At 60.8% G+C, this 16,463-nt stretch carries 19 protein-coding genes, 1 tRNA gene and 1 pseudogene; 10 read left to right on the top strand and 11 right to left on the bottom strand.

Annotated features, from left to right (window positions below; genetic code table 11):
- Both EOB80_RS26360 and gcl read right to left on the bottom strand, forming a co-directional pair.
- Window positions 1–614 (bottom strand): TIM barrel protein (locus tag EOB80_RS26360; RefSeq protein ID WP_245466447.1); only part of this gene is annotated, 614 nt, incomplete at its 3' end.
- A 10-nt stretch (window positions 615–624) separates the two neighbouring features.
- Entirely contained in the window at window positions 625–2,406 is a 1,782-nt protein-coding gene (gene gcl / locus EOB80_RS26365) for a glyoxylate carboligase (protein ID WP_127330736.1), read from the bottom strand.
- A 215-nt stretch (window positions 2,407–2,621) separates the two neighbouring features.
- Here gcl and bhcR point away from each other — a divergent pair, with 215 nt between their 5' ends.
- A complete protein-coding gene (gene bhcR, locus EOB80_RS26370; RefSeq protein WP_127330814.1) occupies window positions 2,622–3,443 on the top strand; it encodes an HTH-type transcriptional regulator BhcR in 822 nt (273 codons plus the stop codon).
- On the opposite strand, the gene EOB80_RS26375 is transcribed toward bhcR, so the two are convergent.
- The 4 genes from EOB80_RS26375 to EOB80_RS26390 form a co-directional block, all read right to left on the bottom strand.
- Complete coding sequence (locus tag EOB80_RS26375; protein WP_127330738.1) at window positions 3,444–3,803, bottom strand: hypothetical protein; 360 nt, start codon at window positions 3,801–3,803, stop codon at window positions 3,444–3,446. It lies immediately after the preceding gene.
- 182 nt (window positions 3,804–3,985) lie between these two features.
- Window positions 3,986–4,291 carry a BA14K family protein gene (locus tag EOB80_RS26380; protein ID WP_127268086.1) on the bottom strand — a complete coding sequence of 102 codons (306 nt, stop codon included), beginning with the start codon at window positions 4,289–4,291 and terminating at the stop codon, window positions 3,986–3,988.
- A 466-nt stretch (window positions 4,292–4,757) separates the two neighbouring features.
- Complete coding sequence (locus EOB80_RS26385) at window positions 4,758–4,979, bottom strand: hypothetical protein (RefSeq protein ID WP_127330740.1); 222 nt, start codon at window positions 4,977–4,979, stop codon at window positions 4,758–4,760.
- A 230-nt stretch (window positions 4,980–5,209) separates the two neighbouring features.
- Entirely contained in the window at window positions 5,210–5,377 is a 168-nt protein-coding gene (locus EOB80_RS26390) for a hypothetical protein (protein ID WP_127268088.1), read from the bottom strand.
- Window positions 5,378–5,532: 155 nt separating this feature from the next.
- Here EOB80_RS26390 and EOB80_RS26395 point away from each other — a divergent pair.
- Window positions 5,533–5,608, top strand: a tRNA-Thr gene (locus tag EOB80_RS26395).
- 216 nt (window positions 5,609–5,824) lie between these two features.
- Here EOB80_RS26395 and EOB80_RS26400 read toward each other — a convergent pair.
- Window positions 5,825–6,526 (bottom strand): outer membrane protein, encoded by a 702-nt coding sequence (locus tag EOB80_RS26400; protein WP_164762727.1) that lies wholly within the window; start codon window positions 6,524–6,526, stop codon window positions 5,825–5,827.
- A 142-nt stretch (window positions 6,527–6,668) separates the two neighbouring features.
- Between EOB80_RS26400 and EOB80_RS26405 the strand changes: the two genes are divergently transcribed.
- Window positions 6,669–6,929 (top strand): hypothetical protein, encoded by a 261-nt coding sequence (locus EOB80_RS26405; protein ID WP_127330744.1) that lies wholly within the window; start codon window positions 6,669–6,671, stop codon window positions 6,927–6,929.
- Between the two features lie 95 nt (window positions 6,930–7,024).
- Here EOB80_RS26405 and EOB80_RS35550 read toward each other — a convergent pair.
- A pseudogene (locus tag EOB80_RS35550) lies at window positions 7,025–7,243 on the bottom strand (hypothetical protein); the annotation flags it as partial.
- Between the two features lie 202 nt (window positions 7,244–7,445).
- Here EOB80_RS35550 and EOB80_RS26415 point away from each other — a divergent pair.
- From EOB80_RS26415 to EOB80_RS26435, 3 genes are all read left to right on the top strand, one after another.
- Window positions 7,446–7,829 (top strand): hypothetical protein, encoded by a 384-nt coding sequence (locus EOB80_RS26415; RefSeq protein ID WP_127330746.1) that lies wholly within the window; start codon window positions 7,446–7,448, stop codon window positions 7,827–7,829.
- Window positions 7,830–8,446: 617 nt separating this feature from the next.
- On the top strand, window positions 8,447–9,151 hold the full coding sequence (locus tag EOB80_RS26420) for a Crp/Fnr family transcriptional regulator (protein WP_127270307.1): 705 nt from the start codon (window positions 8,447–8,449) through the stop codon (window positions 9,149–9,151).
- A 1,307-nt stretch (window positions 9,152–10,458) separates the two neighbouring features.
- Entirely contained in the window at window positions 10,459–10,758 is a 300-nt protein-coding gene (locus EOB80_RS26435) for a DUF1236 domain-containing protein (protein ID WP_127330750.1), read from the top strand.
- 205 nt (window positions 10,759–10,963) lie between these two features.
- Here EOB80_RS26435 and EOB80_RS34630 read toward each other — a convergent pair whose 3' ends face one another.
- The 3 genes from EOB80_RS34630 to EOB80_RS26455 form a co-directional block, all read right to left on the bottom strand.
- A complete protein-coding gene (locus EOB80_RS34630) occupies window positions 10,964–11,194 on the bottom strand; it encodes a hypothetical protein (RefSeq protein ID WP_164762728.1) in 231 nt (76 codons plus the stop codon).
- Between the two features lie 13 nt (window positions 11,195–11,207).
- Window positions 11,208–11,777: a DUF2569 family protein gene (locus tag EOB80_RS26450; RefSeq protein WP_127330754.1), complete on the bottom strand. Its 570-nt coding sequence runs from the start codon at window positions 11,775–11,777 to the stop codon at window positions 11,208–11,210.
- Window positions 11,778–11,902: 125 nt separating this feature from the next.
- A complete protein-coding gene (locus EOB80_RS26455) occupies window positions 11,903–12,517 on the bottom strand; it encodes a TetR/AcrR family transcriptional regulator (protein ID WP_127330756.1) in 615 nt (204 codons plus the stop codon).
- A gap of 92 nt (window positions 12,518–12,609) precedes the next feature.
- Here EOB80_RS26455 and EOB80_RS26460 point away from each other — a divergent pair, with 92 nt between their 5' ends.
- Genes EOB80_RS26460 through EOB80_RS26475 form a run of 4 tightly spaced genes read left to right on the top strand, consistent with a single transcriptional unit; the run spans window position 12,610 to window position 16,450 of the window.
- Window positions 12,610–13,689 (top strand): spermidine/putrescine ABC transporter substrate-binding protein, encoded by a 1,080-nt coding sequence (locus EOB80_RS26460; protein ID WP_127330758.1) that lies wholly within the window; start codon window positions 12,610–12,612, stop codon window positions 13,687–13,689.
- Between the two features lie 13 nt (window positions 13,690–13,702).
- Window positions 13,703–14,605, top strand: a complete 903-nt coding sequence (locus EOB80_RS26465; RefSeq protein WP_127330760.1) for an ABC transporter permease — start codon at window positions 13,703–13,705, stop codon at window positions 14,603–14,605.
- 1 nt (window position 14,606) lies between these two features.
- On the top strand, window positions 14,607–15,389 hold the full coding sequence (locus EOB80_RS26470) for an ABC transporter permease (RefSeq protein ID WP_127330762.1): 783 nt from the start codon (window positions 14,607–14,609) through the stop codon (window positions 15,387–15,389).
- On the top strand, window positions 15,386–16,450 hold the full coding sequence (locus EOB80_RS26475; protein ID WP_127330764.1) for an ABC transporter ATP-binding protein: 1,065 nt from the start codon (window positions 15,386–15,388) through the stop codon (window positions 16,448–16,450). The genes EOB80_RS26470 and EOB80_RS26475 overlap by 4 nt, the downstream gene beginning before the upstream one ends.
- Window positions 16,451–16,463 lie beyond the last annotated feature (13 nt).

The following is a 16,463-nucleotide window of genomic DNA, read 5'->3' on the forward strand; positions in this document are numbered from 1 at the left end:
AGCTGGATATGCGCGATGCGGCCGAGGTTAGCCTCGATGGTACGGGCGAGATCCCCCTCCATGATCTGCATGTGATAGATGTCGTATTGCAGGAACAGGTTTTTCGAGCCGACGCGATCGATCAGCGCTAGCGCCTGGTCGGAGTAGTTGAGGAAGAAGCCCGGAATATCGCGCGTGTTGATCGGCTCGATCAGCAGCCTGATGCCGGCCTGCTCCAGCTTTTCCGCCGCGAAGGCGAGGTTTTCGGCAAAGACATCCTCCAGCACCTTGCGGTCGGCCCCCGCCGGCGCGATGCCGGCCAAGCAATTGACCTGCTCACAGCCGAGCGCCTGCGCGTAGGTGATCGCCTTGGCGATGCCCTGGCGGAATTCCGGCACGCGGTCCGGCAGCACGGCAATGCCGCGTTCGCCCTTGCCCCAGTCGCCGGCCGGCAGATTGAACAGCACCTGGGTCAGGCCGTTCTTCTTCAGCCGGGCGGCGACGACATCGGGCGCATGGTCATAGGGGCCGATATATTCGACGCCCTTGAAGCCGGCGCGGGCGGCGGCATCGAAACGGTCGAGGAACTCATGCTCGCCAAAGAGCATCGACAGATTGGCTGAAAAACGCGGCATTCTTTTTCTCCTAATCCAACATCACGATCGCTGTCGGGGCATCTTCCTGATGTTCGGCAAGCTCCTCGAATTCGGTGATCTTGTCGATCTCGGTGCCCATGGAGATGTTGGTGACGCGTTCGAGGATGAATTCGAGCACGACCGGAACCCGGTGCTCCTTCATCAGCCGCTGCGCCTCCTTGAAGGCTCCGGCGAACTCTTCCGGCTTGCGCACCCTGACCGCCTTGCAGCCCATGGCCTCGGCGACGGCAACATGGTCGACGCCATAGCCGGCCTCGGGATCGCCTGCCCGGTTGATGTTCTCGAAGGCGAGGTCGACCTCGAAATCCATCGAGAAGCCACGCTGCGCCTGGCGGATCAGGCCGAGATAGGCGTTGTTCACGACGACATGCAGATAGGGCAATTTGTGCTGGGCGCCGACCGCCAGTTCCTCGATCATGAACTGGAAATCATAGTCGCCCGACAGCGCCACGATGGCGCGGTCCGGGTCGGCGGCGCGCACGCCAAGGGCGGCCGGCAAGGTCCAGCCAAGCGGGCCGGCCTGGCCGCAATTGATCCAGTTGCGCGGCTTGTAGACATGCAGGAACTGCGCACCGGCGATCTGCGACAGGCCGATCGTGGTGACATAGGTGACGTCGCGGCCGAACGCCTTGTTCATCTCCTCATAGACACGCTGCGGCTTCAGCGGCACCTGGTCGAAATGCGTCTTGCGCTTCATCGCCTTCTTGCGGGCCTGGCATTCCTTCGCCCAGCCGGACCAGTCGCGCAGTCTGCCTGATGTCTTCCATTCGGTGGCAACGTCGAGCAGCATCTTCAGTGCGGCACCGGCATCCGAAACGACGCCGAGATCCGGCGCGAAGACACGGCCGATCTGCGTCGGCTCGATGTCGACATGAATGAACTTTTTGCCCTTGGTGTAGACATCGACGGAGCCGGTGTGGCGGTTGGCCCAGCGGTTGCCGATGCCGAAGACGAAGTCGGCTTCCAGCATCGTCGCATTGCCATAGCGGTGCGAGGTCTGCAGCCCGCACATGCCGGCCATCAGCCGGTGGTCGTCGGGGATGGCGCCCCAGCCCATCAAGGTCGGGATGACCGGCACGCCTGAAATCTCGGCGAATTCGATCAGCAGGTCGGACGCATCGGCGTTGATGATGCCGCCGCCGGCGACGATCAGCGGCTTTTCGGCCGCGTTGAGCATGGTCAACGCCTTTTCGGCCTGGGCGCGCGTCATGGCCGGCTTGAACGGCGTCAGCGGTTCATAGGCATCGATGTCGAATTCGATTTCGGCCAGCTGGACATCGACAGGCAGGTCGATCAGCACCGGGCCCGGCCGCGACGAGCGCATCAGGTGAAATGCCTTCTGCAGCGCCATGGGGACGAGATAGGGCTCCATGACGGTGACCGCCCATTTGGCGACCGGGGCGGCAATGGCTGATATGTCGACGGCCTGGAAATCCTCCTTGTTCAGCCGCGCGCGCGGCGCCTGGCCGGTGATGCACAGGATCGGAATGGAATCCGCGGCCGCCGAATAGAGCCCGGTGATCATGTCGGTGCCGGCCGGACCTGAAGTGCCGATGCACAGGCCGATATTGCCTGCCTTGGCGCGGGTGAAACCTTCCGCCATGTGCGAGGCGCCCTCGACGTGACGGGCTAGCACGTGGCGGACCGTTCCCCTGGCCTTCAGCGCCGAATAGAACGGATTGATCGCCGCGCCCGGCACGCCGAAAGCGCAGGAAATACCTTCCTTTTCGAGAACGAGAACCGCGGCATCGACAGCGCGCATCCTGGCCATTTTCCAGCCCTCCACGGGGTTTGTCATTGTTGGATCGGCCAAGGATGTCAGCACCCCGGTTATTTTTCAATTTTTTCAGAATATTTTTTCATTTCTAGAAAACGGCATCAGTTATTTGAATTTATTGGGTTTTCCGTTTTCCAGGAATTCAGCTAGTGATGGTAGTGAAAAACTTTTTCATTGTGCGCTTGGCGAAATCGGCCGAGAATGGCGCCATGGAAACCACCGAAAAACGCCAGCGTGGCCGGCCGCGCGCTTTCAACGGGCCCTCGGAGGCCAGTTCGGTGCAGTCGCTCGACAGGGCACTGCGCATCCTGGCCATTGTCGCGGAAGGCAGCGGCCTGTCTCTGAGCGAGATATCGGCGCAGAGCGGCCTTGCCGCCTCCACCGCCTACCGCATGCTGACGACGCTGCAAAACCACGGCATGGTCGAATTCGACACATCAGACCAGCTGTGGTCGATCGGCGTCGAGACCTACCGCATGGGCGCGGCCTTCTTGCGCCGCCGCAAGCTGGTCGACCGCGCGCGTGTCGTCATGCAGGAACTGATGGAGAAGACCGGAGAGACCGCCAATCTCGGCGTCGCCGAGGACGATTGCGTGGTCTTCGTCAGCCAGGTCGAGACGCACCAGGCGATCCGTGCCTTCTTCCGTCCGGGCACACGCAGTCCCTTCCATGCGTCCGGCATCGGCAAGGCGGTGCTGGCGCATCTCGAGCCGGAGCGCGTCGGAACCATCCTGCGCAAGGCAGGCCTGCAGCGCTTCACGGACAGGACGCTGTCCGACATTTCGTCGCTTGCCCACGATCTGGCGCGGATCAAGCTGCGCGGCTGGTCGGTCGACGACGAGGAGCGGCACCCCGGCATGCGTTGCGTGGCAGCCGCCATCTTCAATGAATTCGGCCAGCCGATCGGCGGCGTTTCGGTGTCGGGACCAACGGTGCGGGTGACGCCGGAGCGGTTGGCCGAGATCGGCCCGCTGGTGCGCGATGCCGCCGCCGAGGTGACCAGGATGATCGGCGGCGTGCGAGCCTTCTGATCAGCCCGTCCCGGGCAGCGCGCTCCTGGTGGCGATATCAAAGAAATCGAGAAGGATGGCCATGCCGACGCCACAGGCGGTGAATATCAGGCCGGCCATGAAGATGCGGTTGGCGCGTTCATAGATGCGCCGTTGCAGGCATTTCGTGTCGAGCAGAAACGAGAGCGCCCGCATCTGCAAGGCAATGCCGGCCAGGATCGGCAGGACGGCGACAAGATGGTAGGTCTGCCACGGGATCGGGTTGGCGGCCCAATGCGTGATGAAGCCCAGCGAAAACGCCAGCAGGATGCCGACGGCGGTGACGGTGCCGTTGCGGAAAACCGTTTCGACCAGGTCTTCTCTGGGGTCCTGCTCGTCCAAAGGTCTCTCCCCGCGTTTCGCGGTCAGAATAGACGCTCGGCAAATCTCTGTACACCGCCCGGTCTGCCGCCCAGGCCAATCCTTTCTGCGCTGTATCGGCCGGTGGAGCACGCACCACTACCATCCAGACAGCAGAAGAGGGGCTCGCATGGGCCCCCCTGTTGCTGAAACGGTCCTCCCCTCTAAAGACGGCAGTAGTGGCGGTATCCGTCGCGGCCGAGATAGGTATCGGAGTCCGCGTCGTAGCTGGCGTAACGATCGTAGCAGCGGCGGACATGCCACGAGCCGCCGCCTTCGTCGACATAGACGGTGCGCGGCTGGGCGAGCAGGCTGCCGAGGACAAAGCCGCCGACGCCGGCGGCAATGCCGATACCGAGACCGTGATTGTGGTGATGGCTGTGAGCGGCCGAAGGCTGCACGGTGCCGGCCAGCGTGGCGGCGGCGACGGCGGTGGCGATAAGGCCGGAAACGAGTGTGTTCTTGAACATGACGATCTCCTTGCTTCGTTGACCGAGGCGATCCATCCGCCTCTTGATCATCTGTCGTTGCAGCCAGGAAAAAGGTTCGAATCTTTTGTCGATCTTCTGGGATCCGGGAAATCGGATGGATCGAGGCCATGCTGACGGCGACCTTGCGAGAGCTTGGCGAAGACGTTGATGCGGCTGATCTCCCCCCTTGCGGTCCCCTTGCGGGGAGATGCCCGGCAGGGCAGAGGGGGTGCTGTCCCGCCAGCTTGTCAACCAATCAGGGCGAGGCAACCGCACGGACAAAATAGAGAAAGTTCATGGGGAAGCCGGTGATCTGTCACACCCCCCTCTGTCCTGCCGGACATCTTCCCGCAAAGGGTCCGCAAGGGGGGAGATCGGCAGCTTTGCCGCCCCCACTTCACAAAGTGATCGCCGAACGCAAAAAGGGCGGCCGAAAGCCGCCCTTTTGGGGAATTGGGTCCCTCCATCAAAGGAAAATGATCACCCTGCCGTGCCTGTGGTGATGGTTGTGGTGGTGGTTGTAGTGCTTCCACCAGAACTTCTTGAAGTGCTTCTTGTGATGTTTGTGGTTGTGGTGGTGATGATGGCCGTGCATGCCGTGGGCTGACGACGTGCCGACAGTGCCGGCGAGCGCGCCGGTGGCGACGAAGATGGCGACGAGGCCTGAGGTAAGAGTGCGCTTGAACATGATGATCTCCTGGATCTTTTGATCGAGGCGACCCATTCGCCTCTAACCATCAGTCGGCGCGGCGCGGCAAAAGGTTCGATAGGTCGAAGAGATTTTTTGTGGGGCCTTTGGCCCGAGCGAATAGTGAATAGCGAATAGCGAGTAGGAAAAGGCAGAACGCCACTTACCAATCGCTACGTTGCCGTTCCCTATTCGCTATTCGCTATTCGCTACTCACTATTCGCTCTCTCTCACCCCATCCCCGTCACATGGCGCAGCCAGAACGCCAGCGCGATGAAGCCGATTATGGTGGTGACGCCGGTCCAGTCGACATTGGCCTTCTTCACATCGCTGATGATCTTCACCAGCAGCATCCAGGCCACGAAGATGATCGGGAGAATGATGACTAATCTGATCATGCCACACCCCTGCGCAAAGCGATTGCACCTCCCCTAGATGTAGGAAGCGATCTAGCGCTTTTCAGGATGCCCTAGTCGACGGGCCATGTGGCATGCCGGGGAAAAACGGAGTTTTGTCTTTACTGGCGCAACAAATATGCTAACCGGAGCGCCGTGCCCTTGTAGCTCAGCTGGTAGAGCAGCGGTTTTGTAAACCGAAGGTCGGCGGTTCGATTCCGTCCGGGGGCACCAGATAACTATTTCAATTCCTTGATTGATGAACGTGAAGTTCCGTCCATCGCTTAGTCCACCTTAAAATTTTGGCTTACCAGCCGGAATACCCGCCCCTTAGGTTCCGGACCATTTTAGACAAATTGAATGTTTGATAGCCGTGACGAGGCTGTCCGGACGCGGGGGGAACAAAAACCCCGGCACGAAGGCCGGGGTTAAGTGGACCGGAAATGCCGGTCAGAACTTGTAGCTAACACCGAGATTTATGTCATGGCTCGTGAGATCGAGATCCCCTGCGGTTGGTAGAAGCAGCAGGAAACCATCTGAGTTGCCGAAATCGCTGTAGCGATACTCGGCCCTGAAAATCAGATTATCGGTAAAGGCATATTCAGTACCCAAACCAGCTGTCCAGCCGACCGAGGTATCACTGTAGGATCTGATCTCTGCGCCGTTGAAAAGACTAGCCGCGTCGAAGTCGGCAAAAGCCAAACCGCCGGTCACGTAAGGGAGCCACCGGTCCATTGCATAGCCGGCGCGAAGCCTCGCCGAACCAGTCCAGTTGTATTCGACCTGCGAGGAAAATCCAGGAAAGGCGAATGCGCCGGCAAATGTCTCTCCGGTGCCATCGCCATCTCGGTAGTCGACGTCAAACTCAACACCCAGAACAATATTGTTGCCGAACTGATGCTGGGCGCCGGCGTGCACGCCGACCAGAAACCCGTCAAGATCAGCCTCCGAGGTATGGTTCAATCCGCCGGAAAGAACGTTAATGTCGCTGTCTGCCCAACCGTAACCACCGTGGACACCGGCGTAGAATCCGCTCCAGGTGAATGCATTCACCTCGACAGCTGCAGGGACTTCTTCCACAACCGCATCGGCAGCATTAGCGCCTGCGGTCAGTGCAAGGATAGAAACCAACGTCGCGAGATAAAATTTCAAAGCGCACCCCCAGTGCTTGAGCAGACTCTTGGGTAGTTACCGCACCGACATCCGGCTAGTGTAAAAATACCACACAGCTACCTTGCCGTGCGACAGTAACCGGGACGGAAACTGCGGCTCCAAGGCGCGTAGCGACGCAATTTTGAACGATACGACAAATCCAAATAAAGCCCGCCGCTCCATTCACGGCAGTGGCGGGCAGAAGTCGCTTGAATATTGCGGCGGCGGATGCACGCTCGAACACCCGCTTCAGACGCACGATTTCCGCGTCGGCATCGCGATGAAGTTCCAACTGTTCAGCCCATCGCTGATGGTTGACGCCCTCCGCAGCAATGGCAAGACCAAGGTCCAGCTTGCGAACGGTCTTGCGCGGGCGCAATGTCGCCACGAACCCGACGGCTAGGGGCCTGGATCGCAAATAGTTCGCGGCTCAGGCCCTTCGTCCGTTCCGGACCATGCTATGGGCTCTTCTGCCGGGGGCTCCGGCCCTTGTTGTGCCGGCCCGGTCAAATTCCACCGGATGAACGTAGCATCCTTCCCGGTGACTTCCCGCACCGCCCTTAACAGCACCTCATGCAAGACGCGCGTCTGTCTGTAGTGGTCGCAATGCGGCGATATGAACGGCTTGATGATGCTCAGGTGCAGCGCTTCCGCCGCCACGAGAAAGCGCTCGATTTCAGCCTGCGATAATCGCTTTGAAGGTTTTGACCGAGCCATTGCGACACCTTTTAAGAGTCGCCCCACCAGAGGATAATATTCCTATATTCCCCACGGCATGTAAAGCACGGTCCACGCCCCAACGCGCCGCCGCGATTCGATCCCACGTGCGCGCCCTTGCGTATCAAACCGTACGTTGAATCCTTCTTGGGTCACGCGCGAAAAGAGAGTAAATAAATCCCTTCGCAGGAAGGGAGCCGCGATGGTTGAAACGCATATAGACGTCGCACGCGCGGCTATAGAAACCAGCTTTCGGTTGCGGCACCATTCCCTGGCCGGAACTGCCTCATTCCGCCACGGCATGGACCACTCCCGACGCGCAATCGAGGCCTCGCGCGAACTGCTCAAGCGCCTTCGCCAACGTCACCGCGATGACCTGGCCCGAGGTTGGGAAGATCCGGACACAGGTCCTGTTGCCGTCTCGGCCTTCGATGCCGACATTCTCCGCTCTGCATTTCGAAACCTGGTAAGGGAAACAAGCGTTCCCGCGTGTGAATGGCGCCACCTGGCTGAAAGCTTGGTCCGCGAATATGTCGGGTGCGAGCAGGTTGACGCAGGCTTGTTGGACTGGATTACCCACAAGTAGTCACCGCTTGGATAAATCGCGTACCGACGCAAAACAGCCCGTTCCGCCCACATTGCCGGTGACACGAAACGGGCTGCGGAAGCCGGCATGCGGTGCTTCCTGCAATCCAACTTTGGACGCGCACGGATGTTCCGTTAGCTTCTGCTGAAAAGCGGGTACATCCTGCTGCTGTGGCCATTCGACAGTCGCAGGTAGAGTAGACCCGCCGCTCCATTTGCGAAGCGACGGGCTCTCGCCCACCCCATACCTGTCAAAGCAATTTAGATGCCAAATTGTTTGACCCGTTATGGAGCACAGCCTTCGCCTTGCCTGTCGGTCCTACCAGTCGCCTTCTCGTCGCTCTACCTCGACATCGATAACCATGCACATCATGCCGGCGTTGGCCGCGATCACGAAATTGTCGGATTCGTACGAAGCAGAGTTCTGTACGATTCCAACCCTTTAACTTTGCACACCCCTGTTTTGTAATTCGGCGGCTGGGGGGACGCCGTGCATCAGGTCGCATTTCACTGTCAATCGCGCGCCAGAGGGCGTATCTTCTCCAAATCGTCTGCACGTGTTTACGGGCGCAGACGGCAGGGAGATTGGAAAGCTCTTGCCCCAAGCGGGATTGAGCTATGACCAATCCAGAGAACGCTTCCTATAAAAACCAATTGTTGCGTCGGCTTAACCCTGGTGACCTGGGGCTTTTGCAGCCACACCTTGAACTGTGTGACCTCGAGCTGAAAATGACCTTGGAGAAAGCCGATTCGGAGATCGAGACGGTTTACTTCCTGGAAGACGGCATTGCCTCTGTGGTCGCTGCGGCTTCAGGTAAGGAGGCCGAGGTAGGTCTTGTCGGCTTTGAGGGAATGACCGGTGCCGCGCTCGTGATGGGCGCTGACTATGCGGCGCATCAATGTTACATTCAGTCGCCCGGCAGCGCTTTCAGGATCGGAGCTGAGCCCTTCAAGGAGGCCCTTGCGAACAGCCCAACGTTGCGCCTGTTCCTGTTGCGCTATGTCCACTACTTCCACATCCAGACCAGCTATACGGCCCTGATCAACGCAAAATCAAACCTTGAAGAGCGGTTGGCGCGCTGGCTTCTAATGTGTGACGATCGGGTCCACGGCGAACGCCTTGCGATCACCCACGAGTTTCTCGCCGTCATGCTTGGAGCAAGACGCCCAGGGGTTACCGTTGGACTGCAAGTGCTGGAAGGACGCGGTTTCATCTATTCTCGACGTGGCGAAGTGCATATCAGGGACCGCAGTGGCCTTGCGGCTTGCGCAAATGGCACCTACGGCAAGCCGGAGGCCGAGTACGCGCGGCTGGTTGGATGAGAGCGCCTTCCCAGCATGCCGGACGTGGACCACTATAATAGGTGGTTCCAGACACTTGTGCCTCGCGCCAGCAAAACAGCCCGTCCCCATATTGCCGATACAGGAAACGGGGTGCGGAAGCCGCGATGCGATGCTCCCGCAATTCAACTTTGGACGCGCATGGATGTTGCGTTAGCTTCCGCTGACATGCTGCAGTCAGCTACCGCGACACCGAAAGTCGTTCATATCCCGTGGGTCAGTACAAGGTAAATAGCGGGCACTAACATCAACCAGCCGCCCATTCCTAGAACCACCAAAATGGCCATGCGCTCTGTTCGCCTGACAAGGTCGGCAATGTTTTCCTCGTCCGGCAACGAGACGGCGTCCGCAAACCCCGCGGCATGGTCGTTGTCATTTCCCGGTTGGTTTGCGCTGCCACTCGCATTCAATCTCTGGACCAATGTCATTGTTACCGTTCACCAAAAAGATCCCAACCGGCCCGTTCTCGGCGCGTGAGCCGGAACGGGCCAAGGCGGAAAGTTAGTTAAAATCGAAGGACGACCGAAGGACCACGCCGGCGGTAGCACCGGACGCGACGGCGGCCATGCCGCCAGTAACTGCGGCAGACCCGTCTCCAGCCTCGCCGGCGGCGGCGGTGAGGACGGTGGTGCCAGTCCCGATGGTAGACCTGCTGCACTTCTGCCTGTGCATCTTCGTCAAAGGCCTCTGTTTGTGGCGTCTCAAGTTCGTCGAGGATGCCGTGTCCGGCTCCTGGAACACCCGCCATTGCCTCGATTGGGCGGACAGCGCTTGCAAGGGCCGCTGCCCCGGCAACACCAAACATTGCGGTCAAGAAGGATCGCCGATCCATAATAAACCTCCCAAGGTGCATGAGCTAGAAAGCGCTCGCTGCCGAATGAGCAGCCCAGCGCACGGTGAAATACAGGACCCGCCAGCCGCCGAAAGCGGCTCACGGGTCCTATCAGCGCAGGAAGGGACGTAGCCGCGCCGATCCACGCCATGTCAGCCAAGGACCATCCCCATCACCAGGAAGGTGATGGCTGTTGCCAAAATCGGTGCGAGCAACCATCGCGCTTGGCCGACACTTTTTTCCACTGTTTCTCTCCGCGTTTGGAGAGACAACAACCTTCAGGCCTAAGCCGTTCCGCCTACTCCCAGCGGGTAAGACCATTGCGTTTCCCAATCAGACTTTGGTCCTGCGGAGATTCCGACAGAAGCCCGTATGAGGAACGTTTGGCCTGGCGACGTGTTCGGGTAGTTGGCGCGCAGCCGATCGTGCTGCCGCCACATTAAAGAGGAGGAAAACAATGGGGATGCACCTAAGCAGTGCCGCTGCGGCGCTCTTGCTGCTGGCCAGCGTCGGCGCGGTTGCGGCACAGGATGTGGTTATCACACAGGAACAGGACACCGTCGTGCGCGAATACGTGAAGAAGCAACCGTTGGCATCTGTGAAGCTTCCGGGGGTGGAGCTGAACGTCGGCACGGCTCTGCCAGACACGGTCGAGCTCCACGAGGTCCCCAACGTCAAATACCGCTATACTGTGGTCGACAACCGAACGGTTCTGGTGGACCCGAGCACACGCAAGATTGTGAAAGTCTACGACTGAAACTTCGAACCGGCCACGCCCGCCGGCAGGGATGGCGGCGGGGTGTGCTCGTCAAATCGCCACTGAATCGGACAAACGAAAATGATGAGCCCTGAAGTCGAGACGTCGCAAGCCCTCGTGGCGCGCCTGGCTGATCTCCAGGCGAAAGCGCGGGCTGCACGTATAAACGAGGCCGAAATAAAGACCTTCCAAAAGCTCGCAGCCGTCACGGACGACAGTTGCGGTCATTCGGCTCGGGATTTGGCCGTTCCAGGTTTGATGACGACATAGTGGTGCACGCGGTCACACCCTGATCGCCGCCGCCAAAATCCAGTTCTGCCTGCGGATCGCCGCGCGCAGCTCCGGGTATCTTCGCCGCGTCGCGCTTCACGAACTCGATGAACATCATGTCATTGAAGGTCAGTTCGTCGAGCCCCGACGCTCCAAAATATCCCAAATTGGGCTGCCTTCTATGACGCGCTCGCAACCTGGGCGGATGCCCCAATCCTGGTGAACGTGTTCCGCACCCTGACAGACTTGTAGACGTAGGCGACCCAGAGCCCTGTCACCACAAACGAGACTATGGGGGCCACCAGCGCATCGCCTGCGAGCACCAGGCTCACCGGAACGCCCAGAACTGACGCAACCCAGATCGTGTCCAGGATAAACACGACGGGAATCGCCAGCCACTGGAGCAGAAACAATTGCGGAAAGCGGCGGCTACGCCGCAGCATCGAAACGAGCACAACCAGCTGAAGCGCCAGAAACGCCAGATTGAGGGCAACCTCGCCATACACCGCCAGCGGCCCATTCGAGAGGGTCATGAGTTGCTGGTAGCCGTCGGTCGAATTGGCGAAGTCGGCAAGCGTCCGCAATGGTGACACTGCCTGACCGATAGCCAGCAGCATCAGCCAGCCGCCGAAGCCCACAAGAGCCTCAGGATTCTGTGACGGCTTCGCGGCTGATCGAACGGCAAGGAAAACAGGCACGCCGATCAACAGCAGCAAGATCGCCCAATGCCAGACTGAAAACGTCCCCATTTACCCCTCCCCCTATTATGCCCTCCTAGGTTGTACCAGATTTCAAACTCAACTCAAGAGGCGACCCGCGTCTGAAACCAGGTCTTATGCGGAAGCGACGCTTTCTCCTGCCTGCTCCTGACGTGTCACACCCCAATCGCCGCCACCAATATCCTATTCTGCCTCCGTATCGCCGCGCGCAGTTCCGGTATCTTCGCCGCGTCACCCTTCACGAATTCGATGAACATCATGTTCATGTTGTTGAAGATCAGTTCGCCGAGCGCTGCACCGTCGATGTCCTGGCGCACCAGGCCAATCTCCTGCAGCCGGGCGATCAGGGAGCGGATCTGTTCGGTCAGGGCGCGGTCGAGCGCGGTGTAGGCCTGGCCGAACGGGCTGTCGGGCAGTTGCGTCGAGATCGCCATCGCTTGCCGCCACATCTCCTTGCTGAGATAGTGCAGCGAGTGCTCGATATAGATGCCGACCAGCGTGTCCAGCGCGTCGCCGACATTGGCCGGCGGCTTGGCGACGACGCCTTGCCCGGCATTCAGCACCTCGTTGACCTCCAGCGAGACGATGGCGCCGAGGATGTCGCCCTTGTTCTCGTAGTAGTTGTAGATCGTCCCGACAGAGACCTCGGCCTGCGCGGCGATCGCCTCGATCTTGGCGCCTTCGTAGCCGGCCTCGCGAAACAGTTCGGCCGCCGCCTCGATGATACGCCGGTGCCGGTCCGCCTTTTGCCTAGCCCGCAATCCGCTCATTCCCAGCCTCTTGCCATAAAAACAGAATTGACTCAATTTTAGAATTGGTTCAATTTTTTGCAAGAAGCCACAAAGGCAAGGGAGAACACTCGATGTCACACACAGCCAGCAATCCGCTTTCCATCCTGAAGACCCGTTTGCGCACAGCTGCCGCAGCCGCGGCGCTGCTGCTTTCGACGAGCGCGCAGGCCGCCGATCTCAACGCGCTGATCTGGTGCGATCATGCCGATCCGGCCTTGCTGCAGCCTTTCGAGGAGGCCAATAGCGTCAAGGTCAACGTCAAGGAATTCGAGGGCACCGGCGCCGGCCTCGCCATCGTCGAGCAGTCGCAGCCCGGCGACTGGGATGTGATGGTGATCGACAGCATCGACGTGCCGCGCGGCGTCGAGAAGGGACTGTTCGAGCAGTTGCCGGAAGACAAACTGCCGCTGGCCGACCTGTTCCCGCAGGTGAAGATGGACGGCTCCACCGTGGTCGGCGGCAAGCGCTACGGCATCACCGAAAAGTTCGGCTACAACACGATCGGCTACAACAAGACCAAGGTCGATCCGGCCGACATGCAGTCGATGGCAGCACTCACCGGCGACAAGTACAAGGGCAAGGTCGCCATCTACGACTACTACCTGCCGGTCATCGGCATGGCGGCACTGGCGATCGGCAAGAAGACGGCCGATCTCACCGAAGCCGACCTGCCCGCCCTCAAGGACGAGCTCTTGAAGATGAAGGCCAATGCCAAGCTGGTCGGCGAAGTGACCGCCAGCCAGACGGCGCTTGCGACCGGCGAGGTCGACATATTGGTCGGCGGCGGCGAATGGGTGACGGCGGGCCTGGCCAAGGAAAACCCGGCGCTGGACTTCTCGGTCCCCAAGGAGGGTGCGATTCTCTGGTCGCAGTCGCTGGCCATGTTCAAGGATTCCAAGAACAAGGACATGGCGCTGAAGTTTATCCAGTACATTATGAGCCCGGAAGGCCAGGCCCGCCTTGCCACCTCCTCCTGCTATTGGGGCATGCCGGCCAACACCAAGGCCGCACTCACCGACGACCAGAAGAAGGTTTTGCGCTTCGACGAGCAGCCGGGCTTCCTGGCGCGCGCCCAGGCCTATCCGGCGCCGAACGCCGATCTCGACAAGAAGATGCAGGATATGTGGACCGAAATGCTGCAGGCGAAATGAGCCGATAGCGCTCATGAGCAGCTCGGCAAACAACGGACGTGCCCTGCCCCGGGCGGGCTCTGCTCTGCCCCGGGCGGCCCTGCCCCGGGCGGGCTCTACCCTGCCCTGGGCGCTGGTCACGCCGGCGCTCGGCTGGACGCTGCTGTTCTTCGTGCTGCCCTTCATCGCCATGGGGTTTTCCAGCCTGACGGCGCATGAGGGCGGCGGCTTCACGGCGTCCAACTACAGCCAGTTCTTCACCAACCCGTCCTACTGGCAGGCGATGGTGAACTCGCTGCAGGTGACCGCGATCGTCACCGTGATTTCGGTGCTGCTCGCCTATCCATTTGCCTGGATCCTCGCCGAACAGGTTCCGGAACGCTGGCAGCGGCTGGCACTGATGCTGGCCGTGCTGCCGTTCTGGACCTCCTATGTCGTGCGCTCCTACTCGTGGCTGCTGGTGCTGGCGCAGAACGGCGTCGTCAACCGGGCGCTGACCGGCTCTGGCCTGTTCAGCGAGCCGCTGCAACTCGCCAACACGCGTTTCGCCACCGTCACCGGCTTCGTGCACTTCTTCGTCATGCTGTTGACGCTGACCATCTTTGCCAACCTCAAGCAGTTGAGCCCGAGCTACCGCAAGGCGGCCGCCGATCTCGGCGCCGGGCCGGTGCGCACCTTCCTGCATGTCGTGCTGCCGCTGACCTTGCCCGGCATCATGGTCGGCGCCTTCCTGACCTTCGTGCTGTGCATCGGCGACTACATCACGCCGCAGATCCTGGGCGGCAACAACGAGCTTCTGATGCCGCAGCTGGTGATGATGCAGATCGGCAGGCGCGGCGATTTTCCGCTGGCCTCCGCATTGTCGATCATCCTGATGGCGGTGGTCACATCAGCCTATCTCGCCTGCGCGCGCTGGCTGAAGATCGAGCGGGCCTGAGATGCGCCGGATTGTCCGCATCGCCTCCTGGCTCTACGCGCTCGCCGTCTACGGCTTCATCTTCCTGCCGGTCGTCGTGCTGGTGCTGTTTTCGCTGCAGGCGACGTCGTTCCCGATCCCGCCCTTCACCGGCCCGTCGCTGCGCTGGTACGATGCGGTTCTTTCGGACACGCGGCTGACCTCGGCGCTGGTCAACTCGCTGCTGGTGGCATCCATCTCCTCGCTCGCAGCCGTCACGCTCGGCTTTCTCTCCGCCTGGGGCTTTGCCCGCTTCGTCCTGCCTGGCTCCGGCCTGCTGCGCGGGCTGATCACCCTGCCGCTGACGGTCAGCTATCTCATCATCGGGATGGGGCTGCTGGTGCTGTTCAACTGGGCCGGCGTGCCGAAATCGCTGCTTGCCGCCGGCATCGGCCATGTCGTGATCAACCTGCCGCTGTGCTTTGCCATCATCTACAGCCAGATGGGCGACCACCAGATCAACATCGAGCGTGCCGCGCGCGATCTCGGCGCGCCGGAGTGGAAGGTGCTGCTGCTGATCACCGTGCCGGTCATGGCGCCGGCCATTTTCGCAGCTTTCTTCCTGTCGATGACCTTCTCCTGGGACGAGTTCGTGATCTCCTTCCTGCTCACCCGCTTCGACACCACGCTGCCGGTCGAAATCTGGAACCTCTTACGCTCCGGCCTTAACCCCAAGACCAACGCCGTCGGCTCGCTGGTCTTCGCCGTCTCCATCGTGCTGGTGGTGCTGTTCGAGCTGACATTGCTGCGCAGGAGAAAGGCATGACCGCGCCTTTGGTCGATATTCGTGCCGTCTCGCATCGCTTCGGCCAGCACACCGTGCTGAATGACGTTTCGCTGCAGATCGAGCCCGGCAGCTACACCATCCTGCTCGGGCCGTCCGGCTCCGGCAAGACGACACTGCTCTCCATTCTGGGCGGCTTCGTCACCCCCAGCGAAGGCAAGGTGTTCATCCGTGGCGAGGACTGCACCTCGGTGCCGCCGGCCAAGCGGCCGACGACGACGGTGTTCCAGGACTATGCGCTGTTCCCGCATATGAGCGTCGGCAGCAATGTCGGCTTCGGCCTGCGCATGCAGGGCGTCGACGGCGCTACCCGGGCGGCAAAGGCGCGTGAAGCGCTTGCGCTGGTCGGCCTCGCCTCCGCCTTCGACAAGAAGCCGCATCAGCTTTCCGGCGGCCAGCGGCAACGCGTGGCGCTGGCGCGGGCGCTGGTGATCGAGCCGGCGGTGCTTCTGCTCGACGAGCCGCTCGGCGCGCTCGATCTCAAATTACGCCGGCAGATGCAGGACGAGTTGAAAGCGATCCAGAAGCGCGTCGGCACCGCCTTCATCCACGTCACCCACGACCAGGAAGAAGCGATGGCGCTGGCCGACCATTGTGTGGTGATGAATGATGGGCGCATTGAGGACGAAGGTCCGCCCGAGCGCGTCTACGCACGGCCGGCGACGCGCTTTTCCGCCACCTTCATGGGCGAAAGCTCGATCCTTGCCGGCACGGTCACGGAAGCGAAGGAGAGGACAAGCACCGTCGCCACGCCCGTCGGGCCGGTCTCGCTGCCCGGTGCGCTGCCGGTGGGCTCCGCCGTTGCGCTGGCCATACGGCCGGAGCATCTTGTCCTCGGCGAGGCCAGCGGCGGTGTCAGGCTCGGCACGGCTGAGGTGAGCGATGTCGTCTTCCAGGGCAGCTTCAAGCGCGTGCTTGCGGTTTCCGTCGAAGATCCTTCGTTGCAGTTCATCGCCAGGCTGCCGGCAACGGCAACCGTCCAGCCCGGCGACAGGGTCGCGATTTCCTGCGATACCGACCAGATCATCCTGCTGACGGACTGAACTTTCTGACGGA

Origin of the sequence: Mesorhizobium sp. M7A.F.Ca.MR.245.00.0.0 (assembly GCF_003997415.1) — a bacterium.
Lineage (GTDB): Bacteria > Pseudomonadota > Alphaproteobacteria > Rhizobiales > Rhizobiaceae > Mesorhizobium.

What these genes read in the sequence shown, in the direction of transcription:
- EOB80_RS26380 (WP_127268086.1), bottom strand. Translation starts at nt 4,291, where the DNA reads ATGTTCAAGAACACACTCGTTTCCGGCCTTATCGCCACCGCCGTCGCC.
- EOB80_RS26415 (WP_127330746.1), top strand. Translation starts at nt 7,446, where the DNA reads ATGGTTGAAACGCATATAGACGTCGCACGCGCGGCTATAGAAACCAGC.
- bhcR (WP_127330814.1), top strand. Translation starts at nt 2,622, where the DNA reads ATGGAAACCACCGAAAAACGCCAGCGTGGCCGGCCGCGCGCTTTCAAC.
- EOB80_RS26385 (WP_127330740.1), bottom strand. Translation starts at nt 4,979, where the DNA reads ATGTTCAAGCGCACTCTTACCTCAGGCCTCGTCGCCATCTTCGTCGCC.
- EOB80_RS26470 (WP_127330762.1), top strand. Translation starts at nt 14,607, where the DNA reads ATGCGCCGGATTGTCCGCATCGCCTCCTGGCTCTACGCGCTCGCCGTC.
- EOB80_RS26455 (WP_127330756.1), bottom strand. Translation starts at nt 12,517, where the DNA reads ATGAGCGGATTGCGGGCTAGGCAAAAGGCGGACCGGCACCGGCGTATC.
- gcl (WP_127330736.1), bottom strand. Translation starts at nt 2,406, where the DNA reads ATGGCCAGGATGCGCGCTGTCGATGCCGCGGTTCTCGTTCTCGAAAAG.
- EOB80_RS26465 (WP_127330760.1), top strand. Translation starts at nt 13,703, where the DNA reads ATGAGCAGCTCGGCAAACAACGGACGTGCCCTGCCCCGGGCGGGCTCT.
- EOB80_RS26390 (WP_127268088.1), bottom strand. Translation starts at nt 5,377, where the DNA reads ATGATCAGATTAGTCATCATTCTCCCGATCATCTTCGTGGCCTGGATG.
- EOB80_RS26435 (WP_127330750.1), top strand. Translation starts at nt 10,459, where the DNA reads ATGGGGATGCACCTAAGCAGTGCCGCTGCGGCGCTCTTGCTGCTGGCC.
- EOB80_RS26460 (WP_127330758.1), top strand. Translation starts at nt 12,610, where the DNA reads ATGTCACACACAGCCAGCAATCCGCTTTCCATCCTGAAGACCCGTTTG.
- EOB80_RS26450 (WP_127330754.1), bottom strand. Translation starts at nt 11,777, where the DNA reads ATGGGGACGTTTTCAGTCTGGCATTGGGCGATCTTGCTGCTGTTGATC.
- EOB80_RS26475 (WP_127330764.1), top strand. Translation starts at nt 15,386, where the DNA reads ATGACCGCGCCTTTGGTCGATATTCGTGCCGTCTCGCATCGCTTCGGC.
- EOB80_RS26420 (WP_127270307.1), top strand. Translation starts at nt 8,447, where the DNA reads ATGACCAATCCAGAGAACGCTTCCTATAAAAACCAATTGTTGCGTCGG.